This is a genomic window from Streptomyces sp. NPDC003393 (assembly GCF_053589015.1).
Genome location: NZ_JBSFRB010000003.1, coordinates 177137 through 196658 on the forward strand (window position 1 = coordinate 177137; position 19522 = coordinate 196658).

A 19522-nucleotide genomic window follows, 5' to 3' on the forward strand; every position below is an offset into this window, starting at 1 on the left:
GGGAGCGCCCGATGTCCGCCGTCACCACCACCACGACGTCGCAGTTCACCGACTACGCTCACCGGGCCGACCCGTATCCGCTGTACGCCGCGCTCCGCGAAGCGGGGCCGGTCCTGCGCCAGGACGACGGCAGCTACCTCGTCACCACCTACTACGACATCCGCGCCCTCGCCGACGACCCACGCCTCAGCGCCGACCCCCGCAGCCTCACCCCCGGCACGGGAGGAGCGCTGGCGCAGGAGGAGGAGTCGAACCTGCGGCGCAGTTTCATCCGGCTGGACCCGCCGGAGCACGATCGGCTGCGCGACGTGGCCATGGAGCCGTTCGGGCCTCCGCACAGCCCGCGGTTCATCCACGACCTGCGCGGCGACCTGACCCGGATCGTCACCGGGCTGCTCGACGCGTTCCAGGGCAAGGACCAGGTCGACGTCGTCGACGAGTTCGCCTACCGGCTCCCCGTCACCGCCATCTGCAAGATTCTCGGCGTGCCGCGCGAGGACGAGGGCCGCTTCCATGTCTGGGTGGACAAGGTGGTCGACAGCCTGGACGCGGGACCGGACGAGGACGGCGCACAACGCGCCCGCGAAGGTGACCGTGCCCGGCAGGAACTGGCCGTGTACCTGGCCGAACTCATCGAGGACAAGAAGCGCCATCCCGGCGAGGGCATGCTCGGCACGCTGGCTCCCCGAACCGGTCCCGGCGGACGCATGTCACCCTCGGAACTGGTGAGCACCGCCGCTCTGCTGCTGCTGGCGGGCCACGAGACCACCGTCAACCTGATCAGCAACGCAACGCTCACCCTGCTGCGTCATCCGGACATCCTGCAACGGTTTCGCGCCGAGCCCGGCCTGGTCGTGCCCCTGGTCGAGGAAGTACTGCGCTACGAGCCACCGGTTCACTTCCTGCCGTTCTTCGCCGCCCTGGACGACATCGACGTCGCGGACACCGTCATCCCCAAGGGCGCGCCGGTCTGGCTCCTGCTCGCCGCGGGCAACCGCGACCCGCGGCGCTTCGAGGACCCCGACCGCTTCGTCCCCGACCGCACCGACAACCAGCACCTGGGCTTCTACACCGGCATCCACTACTGCTTCGGTGCGGCCCTGGCCCGGTTGGAGGCCCATATCGCGCTCACCGAACTCTTCCGCCGCGTCGACGACCCCCAGCTCGTGGCGGACCCCCCGCCCTACCGCCACAGCCCCGTACTGCGCGGCCCCCGCCACCTTCCCCTGGCCATCCGGGGCATCACGCCCTGAGCGGCTTTCCGGTGCGCCGGTGACCCGAACGTGGAGGGCAAGGCGTCCCCCGGTGTTATTGAATGAGGTGTGCGGCCAGGGATCTCGGGGCCTGCCGCACGGGTTCGAGTACGGCCCCGGCGTCGCGCCGGGGATTGCTGAGAGAGCCGCATGGACTCCACACCCTCACCCTCGTCCTCTTCGGCGTTCGACCTGGTCAGCAGCGCTCTGGGACGCTACATCCCGCGCGGCGGAGCGAGTGCGGCCTCCGGTCCCGCCGACCCGCGGGCGCAGGGCGGGCGCTCCGCCCGCCCACGCCCGCCCGAGGACCCGGAAGCCGGCCGCCAGGATCAGATTCTCGGCGCGGTCAACCTGGACAGGGAGCTGAGGATCACCCGCTGCAACCTGGACGCCCCCGTGTTCGAGGGTCTGGACGCCATGCCCGGCGATCACTTCGTCGATCTCCTGCCCCCGGGGGACGTACCGACGGTCACACGGCGGCTGCGGCAGGTGTTGGAGACCGGTGAGGCGCACGTCGCCCGGATCCAGCGCCTGCGGCGCGGCGACGGGTCGGAGCTGGTGGTCTCGATGAGCATCCTGCCCGCCGCGGTGCCGCAGGAGAGCCTGACGGTTTCCGTGATCGCCATGGCCAAGAGGCTGCACCTGTACGCCGCCGAGACCGCGATCGGCACCTCGCTGGACATCGGCGAGACCGCGCAGTCGCTGGCCCGGCACTTGCTGGCCTGGGGAGAGGTCGCCGCCGTCGATCTCGACTTCGCCGTGTGGACCGGCGAGGGGGTCACCGACCAGCCGCACGGGCGCATCCGGCTGCGCCGGGCGGCGCTGGTGCCGGACCGGGCATGGCCGGAGGGCTACGTGACCCCGGGCGACGATCTTCCCGGCGAGGCGAGTCGCCTGCTGGCGCAGGCGGTGCGGCGGGACGACGCCCCGCAGGCCATCGTCATACCCGACCGGGAGGCGGTCGAGCGGGTGCTGGCCGGCCCGCGAGTGATGCGCGCCCTGGTGCCCGGTGACCGTTCGGCGGGCGTGGCGTGCATACCGCTGGTGCTGGACGGCCCGCCGCCCGTGGTGCTGGGCGTGGCGGAGATCTGGCGGCGGGCGGACCGCCCCTTCCGCGACAGCGAGCTGCTCGACCTCCAGGAACTGGTCGCAAGGACCGCCCATCACGTCGACCTGGCCCGTCAGCATCAGCGCGAGCACACACAGGTGCTGGCGTTGCAACGCCGGCTGCTGCCCCGCTCCGGCGGCGACACCCTCGAGATCGCCAGCATCTACCAGCCCGCCACACCCGACAGCGCGGGCGTCGGCGGCGACTGGGTGAACAGCTTTCCGCTGCCGGACGGCCGTACCGCACTGGTGGTCGGTGACGTCGTCGGGCACGGCCTGGGAGCCGCGGCGACCATGGGCCAGCTCAGCATGGAGGCCCGCGCGCTGCTGTCCGCGGGGCTCGCTCCCAGCGAGGTGCTGGAGCATCTGGACGCGACCGTGTCGCTGCTGGACGACGCGGAGTCCGGGCTGACGGCCGGCTACAGCGCCCTCGGCTCGACGTGCTGCATCGCCCTCTACGACCCGGTCGGCCACCACGTGGCGCTGTCCAGCGCCGGACACCTTCCCCCGGTCCTGGTGTCCCCGGACGGGCGCGTCAGCCCGCTCGCGGTCCGCCCTCACCCGGGTCTGGGCGCCGAGTTCGCGTTGCGCGAACCGTTCGACGTGCAGACGTTCGACGCACCCCCGGGGTCGCTGCTGGCCCTCTACACGGACGGCCTGGTGGAGGATCCGGCCGTGTCGATCGACGACGGCATCGCCAGGCTGGCGGACGCCGTGTCCACCGTGCACCCGTGGGACGCCCTCCAGCAGGCCGCACGGCACGTCGTCTCCGCGCTGGCACCCGTTCCTCAGCGCGACGACGTGACCCTGCTGCTCGCGCGCATGATCGGCTACCGCAAGGAGGACACCTCCACCTGGCGGCTACCCGCCCGCGACGACGCCCCGGCCCGTGCCCGTGCGCAGGTGTCCGCGCTGCTGCGGCAGTGGCGCACCAGGGACGACACCCGGGACACCGCGCTGCTGCTGGTCAGCGAGCTGGTGACGAACGCGGTGCGGTTCGCCACCGGTCCCATCACGGTACGGCTGATCAGGGCCGGTCACGGGCTGCTGTGCGAGGTGGGCGACACCGGCAACGGCAGGCCGCGGGTGAGCCGGGGCGACCTCCTCGCCGACGGCGGTCGTGGCCTGAACGTCGTGCACGGTCTCACCACCCGCTGGGGCGTGCGGTGGACGGACACCGGCAAGGTGGTCTGGGCGGAAGTCGCGCGGTGACGCCTGCCGGGGGGCGGGGGCACGTCCGGCGCACCCGCCGGCCGCATCCGTCACCGGCGGTGCGGACGGCGTCCTGAATGTCACGTCGGGTGACGCGACCGGCGGACGGTCCGTTCCCGAGACACTCCTACAACCACTCGCCTTCCAGGGCGGTCGCGGTGAGGCCCGGCGCCGCCGCGTACAGGACGGCGCGACTGCCCGGCTTCTGCCCGGCGTCGTGCGCCCGCCGCATGATGTCGAACACGGCGGCGCCTCCACGGTTCCCGGTGGTGTAGCTGTCCCGGCTGTGCTCCAGCAGCCCCGACGGCCACGCGTCGGGCATCGTCTGCTCCATGTACTCCAGCACCCGGGTCCCACCGGGGTGGGCGAGCAGCACGTCGGGGTGCCAGGCTTCGGGGTGGTCCTGGTAGCGCAGGCGCAGCCACTCCCACATCGCGGTGACCGTCTGCTGCACGGCGCGCGGCCCGCGCCGGTCCATCACGAAGTGGGTGCCGTCCGCTCGCGTGTCCAGGCGGTGCAGATCCTGTGTGCCGGGCAGGGTGTGGTGCCAGGCGGCGTCCAGCCGCAGCACCGACTCCGGGCGCGGGCGGCCCGTGACCACCGCGGCGACCGCGGTGTCCGCGAACAGCAGCCGGACGATCAGGGACTCGAGGGTGTCGTCCGCGGGCTGGTAGGTCGTGCTCAGCGCCTCCGCGATCACGACCAGGACCACCCGGTCGGGGTCCGCCGCCACCAGATCCGCGGCCAGCGCCAGGGAGCGGGTCCCCGCGATGCAGGCCCACTGCGTGGCGGGCAGCAGCATCACGTCGTCGCGGAGCGGGAGCCTGTTGGCCAGGGCGACGTCCAGGCCCGGCAGCGCCGGGGTGGTGGAGTTGCTCGTGATCAGGCAGTCGATGTCCGCGGCGTCCAGTCCGGCGATCTGCAGGGCGCCCCGCGCCGCATGCTCCCCGTAGGCCTGCACGGCCGCCCAGGCGGGAGCGGTGCGCTCCTGGACGGTCTGCGGCGTGGGTATCGCCTCGAGCGCGGCGATCACACGGTCCACGTCCTGCCGGGTGAAACCGTCGCGTGCCAACGCCTCTTCGGCCGCACCGGGGCCGGCAGCCCGCAGGGCGCCGCCACTGCCGGGCGCTACGGCGGCCTCCAGCGGCAGCATCCACCCGCGGGTCTCGATGCCCGTACTGGCCGCGATGCCGTCGATCCGCGACGCCCACACCGCGTGCGGATGCCGATCTCGCACCTCCGCCACGATCTGGCTGGTCTCCACGGCGTGCTCGCCGTGTATCACGGCAGGAGGACAGAGGTAAGCGGCCATAGTGCGGCACCTTTCCGGGGGAACAGGCGGGAATGTCACGGGTGCTGTGTCTTGGGTCACTCCGGAATGGGGCGCCCAAGACATCGCCGATGGACTCCACTTCAGGAGTCGCCGTCGGTTTCGAGCATGGCCACCAAAAGGACATTTACGCTGTGATGCACACAACTTAGGCGGCACTCGACATGCGTGACACGGCACACACGTCACCGAACAGAACCACTCAGCGCACTCCGTCCGCCCTGCCTGACACCCCGTCAGCCGGGCGGCAGCGGCTCGGCCTGTGCGGTCACCGCCGCACGGCCGCCGGCCCTCAGCGCCGGACCAGCGCCAGCACGCTCAGGCCGAACATCAATACCCCCAGGGGGAGATGGACCGACGGGACGTGCGCGATGCCGAGCACCACCTGGACCGAGGCGAGTACGAGGAAGCCCGAGGCGTGCCGGACGGGTCGGGACGAGCCGCCGCCCGGCTTCCATGCCAGCACCGCCGCGAGCACGTACAGCATCGACGCCGCGTACATCACCCGGGCTCCGACACTGTGCAGCGTCTCGCCGTAGGACGAGGTCAGCAGCAGTCCGGCGGAGACCGCCTGGAGGAAGATGGTCAGGGTCTGCAGAGCGATCGCGCTCCGCAGGAACGAGGAGCCGCGCTGTGCGTCGGACGTCTCCGTCACGTGAGTGGCCATGGCCCAGTCCTCTTTTCCGCCCTCGGGCAGTGGATCGATAAGGTTTCACCGATCCGACGACGCGGGCCTGCGAAAGGTAAGGCGAGGGGGCGGCCGGAAGCATGGGAACTGTCGTGACCGGCACGAACGAGACGGCCGACGAGCGGCGCCAACTGATCAATGTCGCCTACCGGTTGCTCGGTTCGGTGACCGAGGCCGAGGACGCCGTACAGGACGCCTACGCTCGCTGGTACGGGCTGCCGCCGAGCCGGCGGGAGAAGATCGTCTCTCCTGGCGCCTGGCTGACGACGGTGACCAGCCGTATCTGCCTGGACCTGCTCGGTTCGGCGCGGGCCCGCCGCGAGCGCTATGTCGGCGCGTGGCTGCCTGAACCGCTGCCCGACCGCACCGAGTGGGACCACACGGGCGGCGCCGACGCCGGCGGCCCCGCTGACCCCGCCGACCAGATCGTCCTGGACGAGTCGGTGACCATGGCCTTCCTCGTCGTCCTGGAGTCGATGACGGCCGCCGAGCGGGTGGCGTTCGTCCTGCACGACGTCTTCCGGTACCCGTTCGCCGAGATCGCCGGCGTGCTCGGCAGAACGCCCGCGGCCTGCAAACAACTCGCGGCCTCCGCCCGGCGGCGAGTCAGTGCCGCGCGCACTCCGGTGGCCGCGACCGGCCGGGCCGACATGGTGCGGCGCGTCAAAGAGGCATGGGAGACCAAGGACATAGCGGCCCTCGTCGGTCTCCTCGACCCGGCCGCCGTGATGACCGCCGACGGTGGCGGCGTGGTCGGCGCCGTGCTGCGCCCGCTGGAGGGCGGCGCGCGCATCGCCCAGTACATGGTCGCCGTCGCCGACAAGGCACCGGGACTCCAACTGCTCGAGCGCACGGTCAACGGCGTGCCCGGCCTGGTCGCCCGGCGTGCCGGCGTCGTCATGACCGTGGCCTCGTTCGACATCTCGGACGGGCTGGTCACCCGGATCTGGGCGGTACGCAACCCGGAGAAGCTGCGGCCGTGGGCGCGGGAGGGCTGAAGGGCCCGGTTTGCCGAGGGGCCCGCCTCCGCGGGCCTCCCGGTGTCAGAAGGGTCATTCGTGCAGTCCGCATCCGCCGGCGGGACCACGCCCCGGCGACGGGCCGACGCGTTCGGGTGGGTCCGTCGCCGAGCCCGGCAGCGAGTGCGCGTGTCGCGGTCGTGGACGTGTGCTTCCCGGGCGGGACCGGGCGGGCGTCCGTCATGGTGCGCTGAACAATGCGGGGAAACCAGGCGCGAGCCAGGGTTTGCGTCCCCAGGCGAGGACTTTGCCCCGGACGATGGCGCCGATGGCACTGCGTCTGCCCAGTGCGAGGAGGAAGAAGGTGATCGGTTCGATCATGACGACGCAGTCGGGGCGGCGCGAGGGTTCGGTGTGCACAGCCACCGTGCCGTTGGTGAACGTCACCGTGAGCCGAGAAAGGCCACGCACCCTCAGCTCGTAACAGGCACGGTGACCGGCCGCCGCGCGCGCATCGACGACACGGGGCATCGCAGTGATCAGAAACGGCATCGCCAGATCGACTCTGTCACGGTCGATCATGTGTGGCCGGCCCAGTGCCGCCGCGATGTCGTAGCCGTGCCCAAGCATGTGAGTCAGCAGGTAGGAGCCGAGAGTCTGCAAGTCCATGGGCCCCAGCGGTGTCTCCGTCGGCGTATCCGCCGACCGCAGGCGGGCCGCCTCGGTGAAGTCCCGCGCGTACCGGACGATGCCGCCCGCCAGGACGGCTGGGTCACGTTCGGGGAAGGAGCTCAGCGAGGCGGCGTTGGCCGCCGCGAGTCCCCCCGGTGTGCCATCGCCGTATTCCTGCTCATTCCCCGCGGCGAGTGCAGCCATCAACTCGTTGGCCAGGACCAGATGTGCCGCGGACTCTCCGACCGTCCACTCAGCCCCAGGAATGGGCACCGTGGCATCCGTGCACGAGCGGAGCAACCCCGCTGTCTCCTCGGCTACGGCACGGATGGCTTCAGGCAGCCGCGGTCGCGCGGCCGACTCACGACGAGAGGCGGTCATGCATGGGAAGGGTGGACCAGCCCTCTGCATCTGTCCAGGGCCCGCCCTTCGAATCGGCGACGCAGTCGATCTGCAATCCGGGCTTCACCGCGCGTGCACGTGGGTGCCCCGGTCCATCAGTCCTGTGGGGGGACGTCTCGATGATCTCTTCGCTGCGTGTGTGGCACGCTCTCGCCCTTCTGGTCGGCTTTCACCTGAGGGGCGTTCTGCTGCCGGCTGCTACGGGCCCTCTTGGCGGGAAGCGGCCCGACAACTCCTTGAGCCCGCCTCTGCTCTGACGATTCGTCACATCGGACGGCAACTTGTGCGGCGGTCGAGGTCCTCGCTCCACCCGGACGGGCTGGAACTACTCGACCGCTCGCCCTGCGTCAGCAGGCCGAGTGCTCGCCGGGTGGCCGCGTCCGCGAACGCGGGTGCACCCGTCCGGAGCTGACCACCTGCCGCCTGCGTCAGCGGGCGGCCATGCTCCAAGTCGACGTGCCCGCCGGTGGTGTCGAGCCCGTATCCGCACCCGACACGTTCGAGACAGGTGCCGACCACTCGGCGCAGTCGGCTGACGGGGGAGGCAATCGCCTGTGTGGCGGTCGCAGGGGCGCGGTCGGGCCGGAGCGTGTCGATGACGGTGTCCCGGCACACGACACGGCTGCGGCGGACAGCCGGCAGGGCGAACAGCAGTACCGCGCGTCCCCTGGGGATGCCGGGCGGGCTCACGGGTCGGGATCCGATGAGTTGCAACGGGCGATGATCCGCAGGCGGACGGGCTCGCGGAGGATGAGTGCGGTCGTGCAGGACGGCATGCGGGTGGTGCTCTCTCGGTGCGCGGGGCAGGCGACCGGTCCGGTTTCGCTGGGCCACCCACCCGCCCGGCAGGAGCCGGGAGGACGGCGAACCCTCGGTTCGGGGCCTGACCGCGACAACGGTCCTCGTCCTTCCGAGGGGGTCGAGCGTTGTTCCACCCACGTCAGGCCTGGCCGCGCGGCGCGCGAAACACCGTGGTGCGCAGTGTGCGGGCGCCGTCCTGCGCCGCCCCGCCCGTGGGGCACCTCTTGCGGCACGGGTCGGCCCATGGCCCGATGCGTGGGAGATGTGGCCTCGGACGGCGCCATGACCGCGTTCCACTGCTGGTTGTCACGAGAGCGCCGACGGATCCACCGCCAGGCAGGCACCTTCGGAGGTCGCCATGCCCTACGCCGCGAGTCATCGAAACCGTGCCGCCAAGCAGGGTGTACCGGTCGCCGGCAACGCGGGCCGGACGCGGCCTGCGTCCACGCGTTCGGCCCGGGTGGCCGTGATGGCACTGGCGGCCGAAGCGGCCTGCGTGGGCATCACCCGTCGGTGGAGCACCGGCCTGCTCACGCTGTGGGGCCTGGGCGCTGACGACTGCGGCACGGCCGCGCTGGTCCTCAGCGAGCTGGCGACCAACGCCGTCCGCTACGGCCGCTCGGAGATGACCATCCGCCTGCTCCAGGAGACGGACCGGCTGTACCTGTGTGTCGCGGACTCCGGGGATCCTTCGGTGACGGACCGGCTTGTCCTCCCGCAGGAGGCGGCGGAGCACGGCCGCGGGCTGGCGATCGTCGAGGCGGTGGCCGATGCCGTGGAGGTGAGCTGCCGCCCGGAGGGATGGTGCGTGGGCGCGGTGCTGCGGGTGGCGACGCCCGCGCCGACGGCGCGCGGTCCCGGAGCCGCTGGGTGTGACGGGTGAGAAACTCCCATCTCATCGCCCGGTGAGCGACGCTGCCACAGGCAGCAAAGTTCGTCGGACTTCCCCGGTCAGCGCGCCGCGCCATGGTCTGTGTTCGGAGAGCGCGGCCGATGCACGGGGTGGGTCCAGGGTGGTCGTCAGCGGGCTGCCGCCCGGGAGGCCCGGTCGACGAGGGTGCTCCTGAACCGGGCCCGGTAGGTGCCGGGTGTGATGCCGCGTGCCCGCTGAAAGGCTCGGCGCAGGGTTTCCTCGGAGCCGAAGCCCGAGCGGCGGGCGACGACGTCCAGCGGGTCGGTACCGGACTCCAGGAGTCCCTGCGCGGCCTCGATGCGGACCTGTTCCACGAACTGGGTCACGGTCATCCCCACCTCGGCCCGGAACAGCCGGGTGAGCTGGCGCACGCTCATGCCGATCCGCCCCGCCAGTGCCTCCAGACTGTGGTCGGCGGCCGGGTCGGAGGTGACCTCGTCCATCACCTGGCGCACCAGCTGGTGGCGGGGCTGGCGGGCGGCCTGACGGACGCTGAACTGCGACTGCCCGCCTGGCCGGGCCATGAACACCACCAGGTACTTGGCCGCGGCACGCGCCACGGTCGGGCCGTAGTCCTCCTCGACCAGCGACAGCGACAGATCGATGCCGGAGGTGATGCCCGCGGAGCTGATGATCCTGCCGTCGCGCACGAAGATGGAGTCGGCATCGACCTGGACGTGGGGGAATCTCTCGGCCAGCTCACCGGCCAGACACCAGTGGGTGGCCGCCCGGCGCCCGTCCAGCAGCCCGGTGGCCGCCAGCGGGAACGCGCCCGCGCACACCGACGCCACCCGGCCGGACAGTCCTGCCAGGCGGCGGATCCCGGCAATGAGCGGGGCATCGGCGACCGCCGCCCGCCAGTCGGGACGGCCGGGCACGATCAGGGTGCCTATCGGTCCGGTGACCTCGTCCAGTGCCGCGTCCGCCGCCAGCCGGGCGCCCGCAGTCGTCAGGGCCTCCCGCCCGTCGGGCGAGGCGGTCAGCAGCCGGTAACGGGCTCCCTGGTCGTTGGCGGCGGCGAACACCTCCAGCGGCCCGGTCACATCGAGCAACTGCACGCAGTCGAACAGCACCATCACCACCAGGTGCGGCCGACGCCGCCCGCTCGGCCTGTCCATGCACAAATCTTCCGCCCGTCTCCTCGACGGCCGCAAGGCGGTCACGCCCCGGTGGCCTGCCCCCCGCCGCCCGCCACGGCCGCCGCCTGGGCGCCGGCCGGGGAGCCGCCGGCCGGCCCGCACCCCACGCTGCCGAGTCCGGCCGGCGGAGCGGCGCGGCCCTGCTGCGTGCTCCGGAACCGTGCGCGGTAGGTGCCGGGCGAGATCCCGAACTCGCGCTGAAAGGCACGGCGCAGCGTTTCGGCGGATCCGAATCCGCTTCTGCGGGCGACCGTGTCCAGCGGATCAGTGCCCGCTTCCAGCAGGCCCTGCGCCGCCTCGAGACGGATCTGCTCGACGAACCGGGCGGCCGTGATGCCGGTCTCCTGGCGGATCAGCCGGGTCAGGTGGCGCACACTGACGCCCGCACGGGCCGCGAGCGCACCCAGCCGGTGGTCCGCCTGGGGATGGGCCGTCACGGCGTCCAGCACCTCCCGCACCGTGGCGCTGCGGCAGTAGCGGGCGCGCAGCCGGACACTGAACTGCGACTGCCCGCCGGGCCGGGCCATGAACACCACCAGGTACTTGGCCGCGGCACGCGCCACCTCGGGGCCCAGGTCCTCCTCCACCAGGGACAGGGTCAGGTCGATGCCGGCCGTGACACCTGCCGAGGTGATGACCCGGCCTTGCCGGATGAAGATCGCGTCATGGTCCACCTGGACCGCGGGATAGTGGGCGGCCAAGTCCTCGGCCAGCCGCCAGTGGGTGGCGGCGCGGCGCCCGTCCAGCAGGCCCGTGGCCGCCAGCGGGAACGCCCCCGCGCACACCGAGGCCACCCGGCAGGCTGCGCGGCCCAGCCGCCCCAACTGGCCGATGAACGCGGCGTCCTCGGTGGCGACGTGCCAGTCGGGACGGCCCGGGATGAAGAGGGTGCCGATCCGTCCCGCGCAGTCCTCCAGCGCCGCGTCGGCGGCCAGCCGCAGCCCGGAGGTGGTGCTTATGTCCTTTCCCTGCGGAGAGGCCGTGACGACCCGGTAGCGGCCGCCGTGCTCGTTCGCGGCCGCCAGGACGTCCAGCGGTCCGGTCACGTCCAGCGCCTGCACCCCGTCGTACAGGACCATCACGACCGGGTGGGTCAGCGGGCGCCTGTCCGTGCCGCCCTGGCCATTCGAGCTGATCATGCTTCCCAGCCTCCGGCCGGGCTCGCGGCGGTGCAAGGACCGGTAACCCTCGCATCCGGCCATCCGGCCATCCGGGACACCCTCCAGTGATCAATACATCGCGGCTTGACGTAGACACTGTGTATCGATAAAGCTGGGCGCGGCAGGTCCGGACGGTGATCCGGACGCTCACCGGCGATGGAGGACACCCGCATGTCCAGCCCCCAGCCCCACCTCGGCACCGAGAATCCGTGGCACAGGCCCGACGACCTGTACGCCGACCGTCCGGCCTGGGACACCGGCCGGCCCCAGCCGGCCTTCCTCGCACTCGCCGACGCGGGCGCGGTGCGGGGAAGGGTGCTCGACGTCGGCTGCGGGACCGGCGAGCACGTACTCATGTGTGCCGCGCGGGGCATGGACGCGACCGGCCTCGACCTCGCCGCCAAGGCGCTGGACATCGCGCGACGGAAGGCGGACGACCGCGGCCTCGCGGCACGGTTCGTCCACCACGACGCCCGGAAGCTGACCGGCCTCGGGGAGACTTTCGACACCGTCCTGGACTGCGGACTGTTCCATGTCATCGGCGACGACGACCGCGCCGCCTTCGTCGCCGGCCTGCGAGCCGTACTGCGGCCCGGCGGCCGCTACCTCATGCTCTGCTTCAGCGAGCACCAACCAGGCGACCGAGGCCCGAGGCGGGTGACGCGGGGCGAGATCGAAGCGTCGTTCGCCGACGGCTGGCGGGTCGACTCCATCGAAGCGGCCACCATCGACATCACCACCGACCCGGCCGGCATCCCGGCCCGGCTGGCCGCCCTCACCAGGATCTGACCTCCCCGGTCAGGACGCGGGAAGCCGGTGTGCGCACGCGTCGACGCCCACTGGGCCGCAGGCCCGTGCACGACGGCGTCCTCCCTGCGGGATCGGCCCCAGAAAGGAACTCCATGCCGACCGCCGAAGCCCGGATCGCGACAGACCGCGCGAGCCGGTACCTTGCCCAACTCTGCCGCCACACCGACATGATGGGCCGGATGCGCCATCGGCCTGCCACCGTTCATGCCCGCCTGATGCCCGAGGTCCGGGACGCCGAGTGGTCCGAGACCCAGGGAACCGTGCGCTTCGCCGGGGGCCGATGGACCCTTGACGCCACTCCGGACGCACTGACGCTGCGCGTCGAAGCCGACGACGAAGAAACCCTGCAACGGCTCCGGAACAGCATCACCGCACGTCTGGAAAAGATCGGCCGGCGCGACGGTCTGGCCGTGACCTGGCAGCGATCCCCGGCTCCCCCTGCCCCGCCCGGCGGCGAGGCGCCCGGCGCACCGCAGGCGGCCGAGGGCGGCAAGAGCAACCTGCGCGGAGCCGCCGGAGCGACGGGGCTGCTGTCGGTCGGCGCACTGGTCGTCGCTCTGCACATGGGCGTGGCCGGCGCGGCACTGGCCACTTCGGCATGGATCGGGTGGGCCGCCGCCGGCGTCCTGGTCGTGGTCGCGCTGACGGTCGTTCTCCTGGCCGGCCACGTCGTTCTGGGCCGCGCGGGCATCCGCCGAGGTCGCGCGCTGCGCGATCGTCGCGTCCTCCGGTTCCGGTCAAAGGACGTCGAGGAGACTGACCCGGTTCCCCGCACACCCTGAGCCGGACGTGGCCGGGCGGCACTCGGCACCACGGTGGTGAACCCTTGTGGCGGATCGATGCGTCGAGCGCCATCCGGCCGGATGAACCGGTCTTCGGTTCGTCCGCCGGGGCGTGTCACAAAAAGCAGGGCTGTCCTGTCCCTACTTCGGACAACCCCTGTTTGGAGACGTACATGAGCACTGAGCACGCACATCTGCCCCCGGGCGTCGAGGTGATCAAGACCCTGCCGGAGGCGGCGGCCGGGATCCCCGACGGCGCCGAGGCCAGGACCGTCCGGGTCACCCTGCCGCCCGGTGACCCCGGGGCGCCGCCGCACCGGCACCCCGGCCCGCTCTTCGGCTATGTGACCCAGGGCGAGATCCTCTTCGAGCTGGAGGGGGAGGCGCCTCGCGTCCTCAAGGCCGGTGACGCCGTGTTCGAGCCCGGCGGCGACGTGATCCACTACCAGGGCGCGAACAACCTTCCGGACGCGCAGTCGGAGCTGGTGGTGACCATGTTCGCGCCACCGGGGACCCCGGTTCTGACCGTGGTCAGCGCGGAGGAACTGGCTGAACGACGGCACCTGCGGGTCACCCGGCCCTGAGGACCACCAGGAGTCCTGACGCCTGTTCCCGCCCTGGTCGAGCAGCGGTCACCTGACCGCCGCTCGACCGGCGTCGGCCCGCCCGGATGACAGAGGATGGTGCGGGTCCAGCCGTGGGGCATGGCCCGCATGCGCCACGGCAGGACGGTCAGCGACGTCGCGACGCCTGCTCAGAGTTCACCGGCACCACACCCGAATCCGACGGCACGCGCGCTGCTTCGGCTCCGTCTGAGCACCCGGACCCGCCGCTCCCGCCCGTCACGCGTGCTGGCCAGCCCTGGGGCCGCAACCCTGACAGGGTGACGGCGACGAGCCTTTTGACCGCGGCCTTGGACGTCAGCCCGCTTGCGCCGGCAAGGGCGTGCAGGCAGTACCCGGTCAGCTCGTCCGGTGCGACGTCGTCGCGCACCTCGCCCGCCTCCACGCCCTCGACGAGCAGGCCCCGGACGAACTGCCGCAGATGCTGCTCGGCGTGCGCCACGTGCTCACCCCGGTGCAGGAGCGCGGAGAGCTCTCCCCCGTGGCCGTGCCGCTGCTGCTGGATGAACGCGTAGGCCTCCAGCACCGCGGCCAGTCGTTCCCCCGGCGTCCCGGGCCGATCACGGAGCTCGGCCAACTGGTCGAGGTGACCGGCGATCCGGCGCGCATGCCAGGCTGCCATGATCGATTCGACGTCCGGGAAGTACTTGTAGAGCGTGGCCCGGCCGATACCGCTCTCCTCCGCGATCCGCGACATCGTCACGGCCCGCAGCCCCTGCTCGGCCACCAGCTTCGCCGTGGTCTCCAGCACCGCGTCACGCACGGCTCGACGGTGCTCCTCGATGGTCTCGTTCCACAGCTTCGGCACCCGCTCAGTGTACGAGACGACGATTCCGATACGTCATGACCAGAGGGCGTCACCATGTCTCGAAGCAGGCTCATCTCACGTCAACGCCCGCTTCCTCACGGCCCGCAGAGGACTCTCCCGGCGGGGTCCCGCTGAGACGTCCGCTCCTCATGCCCGACATGACCCCGCGACGGTCAGGGCTGGGGCGGCGGCACCGAGAGGCGGTGCAGGCGCAGCGCGAGCTGGATCTCCAGGGCGCGGGCCGGCGTCTGCCAGTCGTCGCCGAGCAGACGGCCGACGCGTTCCAGCCGCTGGGCGACGGTGTTGACGTGCACGTGCAGTTCGTCCTTGGTGCGGGCCGGGCTCATGCCGCAGCTGAAGTACGCCTCCAGGGTGCGTATGAGGTCCGTGCCGCGCCGCTCGTCGTAGGCCGTGACCCGGCCGATGGTGCGGTCGACGAAGCCGGCGATGTCCCGGTCGCCTGCCAGCAGCAGGCCGAGGAAGCCGAAGTCCTCGGCGGCGGAACCGTCGCCGGTACGGCCGAGGAGCCGCAGGGCCTCCAGGCAGCGCCGCGCCTCCGCGTAGGCGGCGGCCGCGGTGTCGGGACGGGCGGCGAGGTCGTCCACGGGGGCGGAGGCGCCGACGGTGACCGCCTCGTGCACGGCGGTGCCGAGGTGGTGGGCGGTGCGGCGGGCCAGGTCCGTCGCGGTGGTGCCGGGCTGGAGGGGCAGCAGCAGGACCGTGCCGCCGTCGCGGGCCGCGGCCAGACCGTGGCGGGTGGCGGCCAGGTGGGAGGCGGCGGACCACAGCCGTCGGCGGGCGGCGGCCTCCTGGTCGGCGTCGGCGGCCGGGGCGTCGAGCCGGGCGGCGAGCACCACGTGCGTGGCGTCCAGGTCGGCGCGCAGCCGGGTGGCTCGGTCGCGCAGCAGGCGCGGGTCGCGGTCCCGGGCGTCGAGGAGGTCGTCGAGGAGTTCGCCGCGGACGCGCTGTTCGGCTTCGGCGGCCGAGCGTCTGGCGAGGAGCAGCAGAGAAGTGACCATGGCGGCGCGCTCCAGGGTGCGCTGGTCGACGGGGTCGAGGGCGGGGTGGCCACGGACCACCAGTGCGCCCAGCAGTTCCCCGCCCGCGGTGACAGCGGCGATCCAGTCGTCACCGTGCCGGACCGCGTGCCCCTCGGCCCGGGAGGCCTCCAGAGGGCCGGCCGGCGTTGCGGCGGCCTCGGTGAAGTCGACGGTGCCGGCGAGAACCTGGGAGACCGCGGCGGCCACGTCATGGACTCCGCCGCCGCGCAGTACGAGCTCGGCGAGCCGGTCGTGAACGTCCGAGGCGCGTTCGATCGCGCCGCTGCGGTCGCGGATGATCTCGTTGGCGCGCTCCAGGCCGGCGAGGGCCGAGCGGGTCTCGGTGAGCAGGTTGGCACTGTCGATGGCGGCCGCGGCGAGGGCGGCGAAGGAGCCGAGCAGGGCGATCTGCTCGCGTTCGAAGACCCGGGCCCGCCGGTCGGCCGCGAACAGTACGCCGATGACCTGCGGGCCGAGCATGAGCGGCACGCCGAGAATGGCGACCAGGCCCTCGTCCTGCACGCCGGCGTCGATGGTGCCGGTGTGCTGGAAACGGGCGTCCTTCATGTAGTCGTCGGTGACGTAGGGCCGTGCGGTCTGGGCGACCAGTCCGCCGAGCCCCTCCCCCATGCCCAGGCGCAGCTGCTGGAAGCGGGCGGCCACGGAGCCCTCGGTGACGCGCATGTAGGTGTCGCCACGGGCCGGGTCGTTGAGGGTGAGGTAGGCGACATCGGTGCCGAGCAGGGAGCGGGCGCGCTGGACGATGGCCGGCAGCACCGAGTCCAGGTCTCGCAGGCCCGCGAGGTCGTGGGCGGTCTCGAAGAGGGCGGACAGCTCCGCCTCCCGGCGCCGGCGTCCTTCCAGTTCGGCGCGGACGCGCAGGGCGAGCAGCTTGGCGTGTTCGAGTGCGGCGACGCAGTCGGCCGGCCGGCCCTCGGTGCGGGCGCGCAGCACGGGCTGCTCGTAGGCGTCCGCGGGCGCGCCGCGGGCCAGCAGCTCGAGGAACGGGGCACCGGCGTGGCCCCAGGCGCCGTCGCCGCACGGGGTCCGGTCGCTGCCGTGCGGCAGGGCGCCGGTGCCGGGCGGGGTCGCCGCGTCGGCGGTGGGGCGGTCGGCGGACCGCACGTGATCGCTGGACATGGCACCAGGATTCACCATTCGCCCGTCGCCCGTTGAGCCCTGTGGAAAACTCGTCGGCGGGCGGGCTCCCGGCTGGTCAGCGGGCGGTCCGGCCGCCGTCGAGAAGGAACCAGGTGCCGGTGACGAGCGGGGTGCGACGGCGGGATCGAGCGAAGGGCATGAGAACCGGGGAGGGCGCCGGACGAGGCCGTGCCCCGGCCGTGGACGGCGCCCACCGGCTCCCCGCGGCGCAAGCCCACGATTCACTCGACGCGCATGGGCTCGAACCATGTGGGTCCGTCGGAGAGTGCCTGCTTGATCCGCACCAGCCCGAACTCGTCGAGCTCGGGCAGGGCGTCCACCGCGAACCAGCCGACGTCCAGGGACTCGTCGTCGTTGACCCGTGCCTCGCCGCCGACGGCGCGGCAGCGGAAGGTGATGTCCATGAACTGGCAGGTGTCGCCGTTGGCGTAGGTGACGGGTTCCAGCGCCTGGACGAGGACCACCCGTTCGGCGACGCAGCGCACCGCGGTCTCCTCGTGGACCTCCCGCACGGCGCACGCGGCCGGCTGCTCGCCGGGGTCGGGGATGCCGCCGATCACCGCCCATCTGCCGGTGTCCGAGCGGCGGCCCAGCAGCACGTTGCCCTCGTCGTCGAAGACGATCGCGGTGACCCCGGGGAGCCACAGCAGCTGGCGGCCGGCGGAGGCCCGGATCGTGCGGATGAAGTCAGGAGTGGCCATGGAGCGACCCTAACGGGCCCGGCCGGGTTCCCGGTTCGTGGCGTTGTCCAGGGGCGTACGCCGGACCGCGGTCACGCGGTCGCGGCCGGTTGCGCGGCCTCGGTGCGGCGCCCGCGGACACCGGCCCCGATCGCCCAGCCCAGGCCGCCCGCCGCAAGGAGGACGAGTGCGATCTCCGGCGCGATGCCCAGCTCGGTCGCGGGCGTCTCGCTGGACCGCAGCGGCACCTTCTGCACCAGGTAGGCGGGGGTGAACATGCCGGTCCTCTGCGTGATCCGCCCGTCGGGCATGATCACCGCGCTGACACCGCTGGTCACCGGGACGGTGACGGTCCGGCTGTGCTCGACGGCGCGGATCCTGGACATCGCGAGCTGCTGATAGGTCATCTCGCTGCGGTCGAAGGTCGCGTTGTTGCTCGGTACGGAGATCATCTGCGCCCCGTGGGTGACGGTGTCGCGCACCGCCCAGTCGAAGGCCGCCTCGTAGCAGGTGGCCAGGCCGACCTTGGCACCGCCGACGGTGAACACACCCGGCTCGGTACCGCGGCTGAAGTCCTGGCGGACCATCGAGGTCCAGTCCTTGTTGATCGCGCCGAGCAGCGAGCGCAGCGGCAGGTACTCGCCGAACGGCTGGATCTGCCGTTTGTCGTAGGTCTGGACGGGGCCCTTGTCCGGGTCCCACAGGATCTGCTCGTTCAGCAGCTTGCCGTCCCGCTCGACGACGCTGCCCACCGAGATCGGCACGCCCATCGCCCTGGCCGCCTGGTCGATGACCATCCGCGCGTCAGGGTAGACGAAGGGGTCGATGTCGGAGGAGTTCTCCGGCCAGAGCACGAAGTCGGGCCGGGCGGCCTTGCCCGCCTTCACGTCGGCCGCCAGGCGCAGCGTCTCGCGCGCGTGGTAGTCGAGGACGGCGCGGCGCTGGGCGTTGAACTCCAGACCGGCGCGCGGCACGTTGCCCTGGATGAGGGCGACCGTCACGGTGCCGTTCTCGGCCTTGTCGCTGACCAGGCCGCGGGCGGCCACCGCGCCCACCACCGGCACGGCCACGCTGAGCAGGGCCGCGGCGGCGGCCGAGCGCCGCACGGCCCGGGTGCGCCGTCCCTCCACCGCCACCCTCACGGCCTCGCACAGGCCGAAGCCGCACAGGACCACCGCGAAGCCGAGTACCGGTGTGCCGCCGACCGCGGCCAGCGGCAGGAACACGCCGTCCGCCTGCCCGAAGGCGATCTTGCCCCAGGGAAAGCCGTGGAACGGCACGCGCGCGCGTACGGCCTCACCGGCGATCCACACGGCCGCCGCCCACACCGGCCAGGCGGGCAGCTTCGACACCGCGGCGATGCCCACCCCGACCAGGGCGACGAAGACCGCCTCGACCGCGACGAGCGCCAGCCACGGACCGGGTCCGACCTCCACGCCGGTCCACACCAGCAGCGGCAGCAGGAACCCGAGGCCGAAGAGGTAGCCGAGACCCAGCGCGGACTTCCAGCTCCGGCCGCGCAGCACCCCGCCCAGGACGGCGAAGGCCGGCAACGCCAGCCACCACAGAGTGCGCGGCGGGAAGCTGACGTAGAGCAGCAGCCCGGACAGCGCCGCGGCAGCGGCGGGCACGAGCCGGACGAGCCTCGCACGCCAGAGCGTGGGGGCGGACTGCGGGCTCAGCCGCTCCGACTCGCCGACGGAAGTTGCGGTGACGGTCATTCCGGGAGTGTACGGCGGTTGACCTGGGCCTCGACAGCTCGGTACGTGGGGCTTCCGCCACGGCCCGGGGCGCGGCGCCTGCCGGAGCGCTCCTCGTTACCGCACGGAACGTCCACAATCCGGTCAGCAGCCGTTACGGTGTGCCGGGGCCCGGTCCGCGGCCGGTCGTGGCCGGGGTGGACCGGCGGGACAGGGAACGGGTCGGGGGCGACCGGGGTTGCGGGGGCGAGGGTGCGGTCCACCGGGATGACGTCCGCGGGC

Annotated in this window: 16 protein-coding genes; 7 read left to right on the forward strand and 9 right to left on the reverse strand. The window is 72.5% G+C overall.

The features are described 5' to 3' along the window. The first annotated feature begins 11 nt into the window (after window positions 1–11). Window positions 12–1253 (forward strand): cytochrome P450, encoded by a 1242-nt coding sequence (locus ACWDUZ_RS04760; RefSeq protein WP_451630338.1) that lies wholly within the window; start codon window positions 12–14, stop codon window positions 1251–1253. Between the two features lie 150 nt (window positions 1254–1403). After that, entirely contained in the window at window positions 1404–3572 is a 2169-nt protein-coding gene (locus ACWDUZ_RS04765; protein ID WP_451630339.1) for a SpoIIE family protein phosphatase, read from the forward strand. Between the two features lie 127 nt (window positions 3573–3699). Here ACWDUZ_RS04765 and ACWDUZ_RS04770 read toward each other — a convergent pair whose 3' ends face one another. Together ACWDUZ_RS04770 and ACWDUZ_RS04775 are read right to left on the reverse strand one after the other, a co-directional pair. After that, complete coding sequence (locus ACWDUZ_RS04770; protein ID WP_451630340.1) at window positions 3700–4884, reverse strand: type III polyketide synthase; 1185 nt, start codon at window positions 4882–4884, stop codon at window positions 3700–3702. Window positions 4885–5194: 310 nt separating this feature from the next. Next, window positions 5195–5569 carry a hypothetical protein gene (locus ACWDUZ_RS04775; protein WP_451630341.1) on the reverse strand — a complete coding sequence of 125 codons (375 nt, stop codon included), beginning with the start codon at window positions 5567–5569 and terminating at the stop codon, window positions 5195–5197. Between the two features lie 101 nt (window positions 5570–5670). Here ACWDUZ_RS04775 and sigJ point away from each other — a divergent pair, with 101 nt between their 5' ends. Then, window positions 5671–6588 carry an RNA polymerase sigma factor SigJ gene (sigJ, locus tag ACWDUZ_RS04780; RefSeq protein WP_451630342.1) on the forward strand — a complete coding sequence of 306 codons (918 nt, stop codon included), beginning with the start codon at window positions 5671–5673 and terminating at the stop codon, window positions 6586–6588. A 201-nt stretch (window positions 6589–6789) separates the two neighbouring features. Here the strand turns inward: sigJ and ACWDUZ_RS04785 are convergent, their stop codons facing one another. Further along, complete coding sequence (locus ACWDUZ_RS04785; protein WP_451630343.1) at window positions 6790–7602, reverse strand: maleylpyruvate isomerase family mycothiol-dependent enzyme; 813 nt, start codon at window positions 7600–7602, stop codon at window positions 6790–6792. Between the two features lie 1180 nt (window positions 7603–8782). Here ACWDUZ_RS04785 and ACWDUZ_RS04790 point away from each other — a divergent pair. Further along, the gene (locus ACWDUZ_RS04790) at window positions 8783–9307 is read left to right on the forward strand and encodes an ATP-binding protein (RefSeq protein ID WP_451630344.1); all 525 of its coding nucleotides are present in this window, start codon (window positions 8783–8785) and stop codon (window positions 9305–9307) included. Between the two features lie 137 nt (window positions 9308–9444). Here the strand turns inward: ACWDUZ_RS04790 and ACWDUZ_RS04795 are convergent, their stop codons facing one another. Further along, entirely contained in the window at window positions 9445–10455 is a 1011-nt protein-coding gene (locus ACWDUZ_RS04795; protein ID WP_451630345.1) for a GlxA family transcriptional regulator, read from the reverse strand. Window positions 10456–10496: 41 nt separating this feature from the next. Continuing rightward, window positions 10497–11615 carry a GlxA family transcriptional regulator gene (locus tag ACWDUZ_RS04800; protein WP_451630346.1) on the reverse strand — a complete coding sequence of 373 codons (1119 nt, stop codon included), beginning with the start codon at window positions 11613–11615 and terminating at the stop codon, window positions 10497–10499. A gap of 192 nt (window positions 11616–11807) precedes the next feature. Here ACWDUZ_RS04800 and ACWDUZ_RS04805 point away from each other — a divergent pair, with 192 nt between their 5' ends. From ACWDUZ_RS04805 to ACWDUZ_RS04815, 3 genes are all read left to right on the forward strand, one after another. Beyond that, complete coding sequence (locus ACWDUZ_RS04805) at window positions 11808–12425, forward strand: class I SAM-dependent methyltransferase (RefSeq protein WP_451630347.1); 618 nt, start codon at window positions 11808–11810, stop codon at window positions 12423–12425. A 113-nt stretch (window positions 12426–12538) separates the two neighbouring features. After that, window positions 12539–13228, forward strand: coding sequence for a DUF2218 domain-containing protein (locus ACWDUZ_RS04810; RefSeq protein WP_451630348.1), 690 nt, complete (start codon window positions 12539–12541; stop codon window positions 13226–13228). A 173-nt stretch (window positions 13229–13401) separates the two neighbouring features. Further along, window positions 13402–13812, forward strand: coding sequence for a cupin domain-containing protein (locus ACWDUZ_RS04815; protein WP_451630349.1), 411 nt, complete (start codon window positions 13402–13404; stop codon window positions 13810–13812). A gap of 148 nt (window positions 13813–13960) precedes the next feature. Here the strand turns inward: ACWDUZ_RS04815 and ACWDUZ_RS04820 are convergent, their stop codons facing one another. The 4 genes from ACWDUZ_RS04820 to lnt form a co-directional block, all read right to left on the reverse strand. After that, window positions 13961–14659: a TetR/AcrR family transcriptional regulator gene (locus ACWDUZ_RS04820; RefSeq protein WP_451630350.1), complete on the reverse strand. Its 699-nt coding sequence runs from the start codon at window positions 14657–14659 to the stop codon at window positions 13961–13963. Window positions 14660–14832: 173 nt separating this feature from the next. Further along, a complete protein-coding gene (locus ACWDUZ_RS04825) occupies window positions 14833–16839 on the reverse strand; it encodes a helix-turn-helix domain-containing protein (RefSeq protein ID WP_451630351.1) in 2007 nt (668 codons plus the stop codon). Window positions 16840–17081: 242 nt separating this feature from the next. Then, a complete protein-coding gene (locus ACWDUZ_RS04830) occupies window positions 17082–17561 on the reverse strand; it encodes an NUDIX hydrolase (protein ID WP_451630352.1) in 480 nt (159 codons plus the stop codon). A gap of 71 nt (window positions 17562–17632) precedes the next feature. Further along, window positions 17633–19261 carry an apolipoprotein N-acyltransferase gene (gene lnt, locus ACWDUZ_RS04835; RefSeq protein WP_451630353.1) on the reverse strand — a complete coding sequence of 543 codons (1629 nt, stop codon included), beginning with the start codon at window positions 19259–19261 and terminating at the stop codon, window positions 17633–17635. Between the last annotated feature and the right edge of the window lie 261 nt (window positions 19262–19522).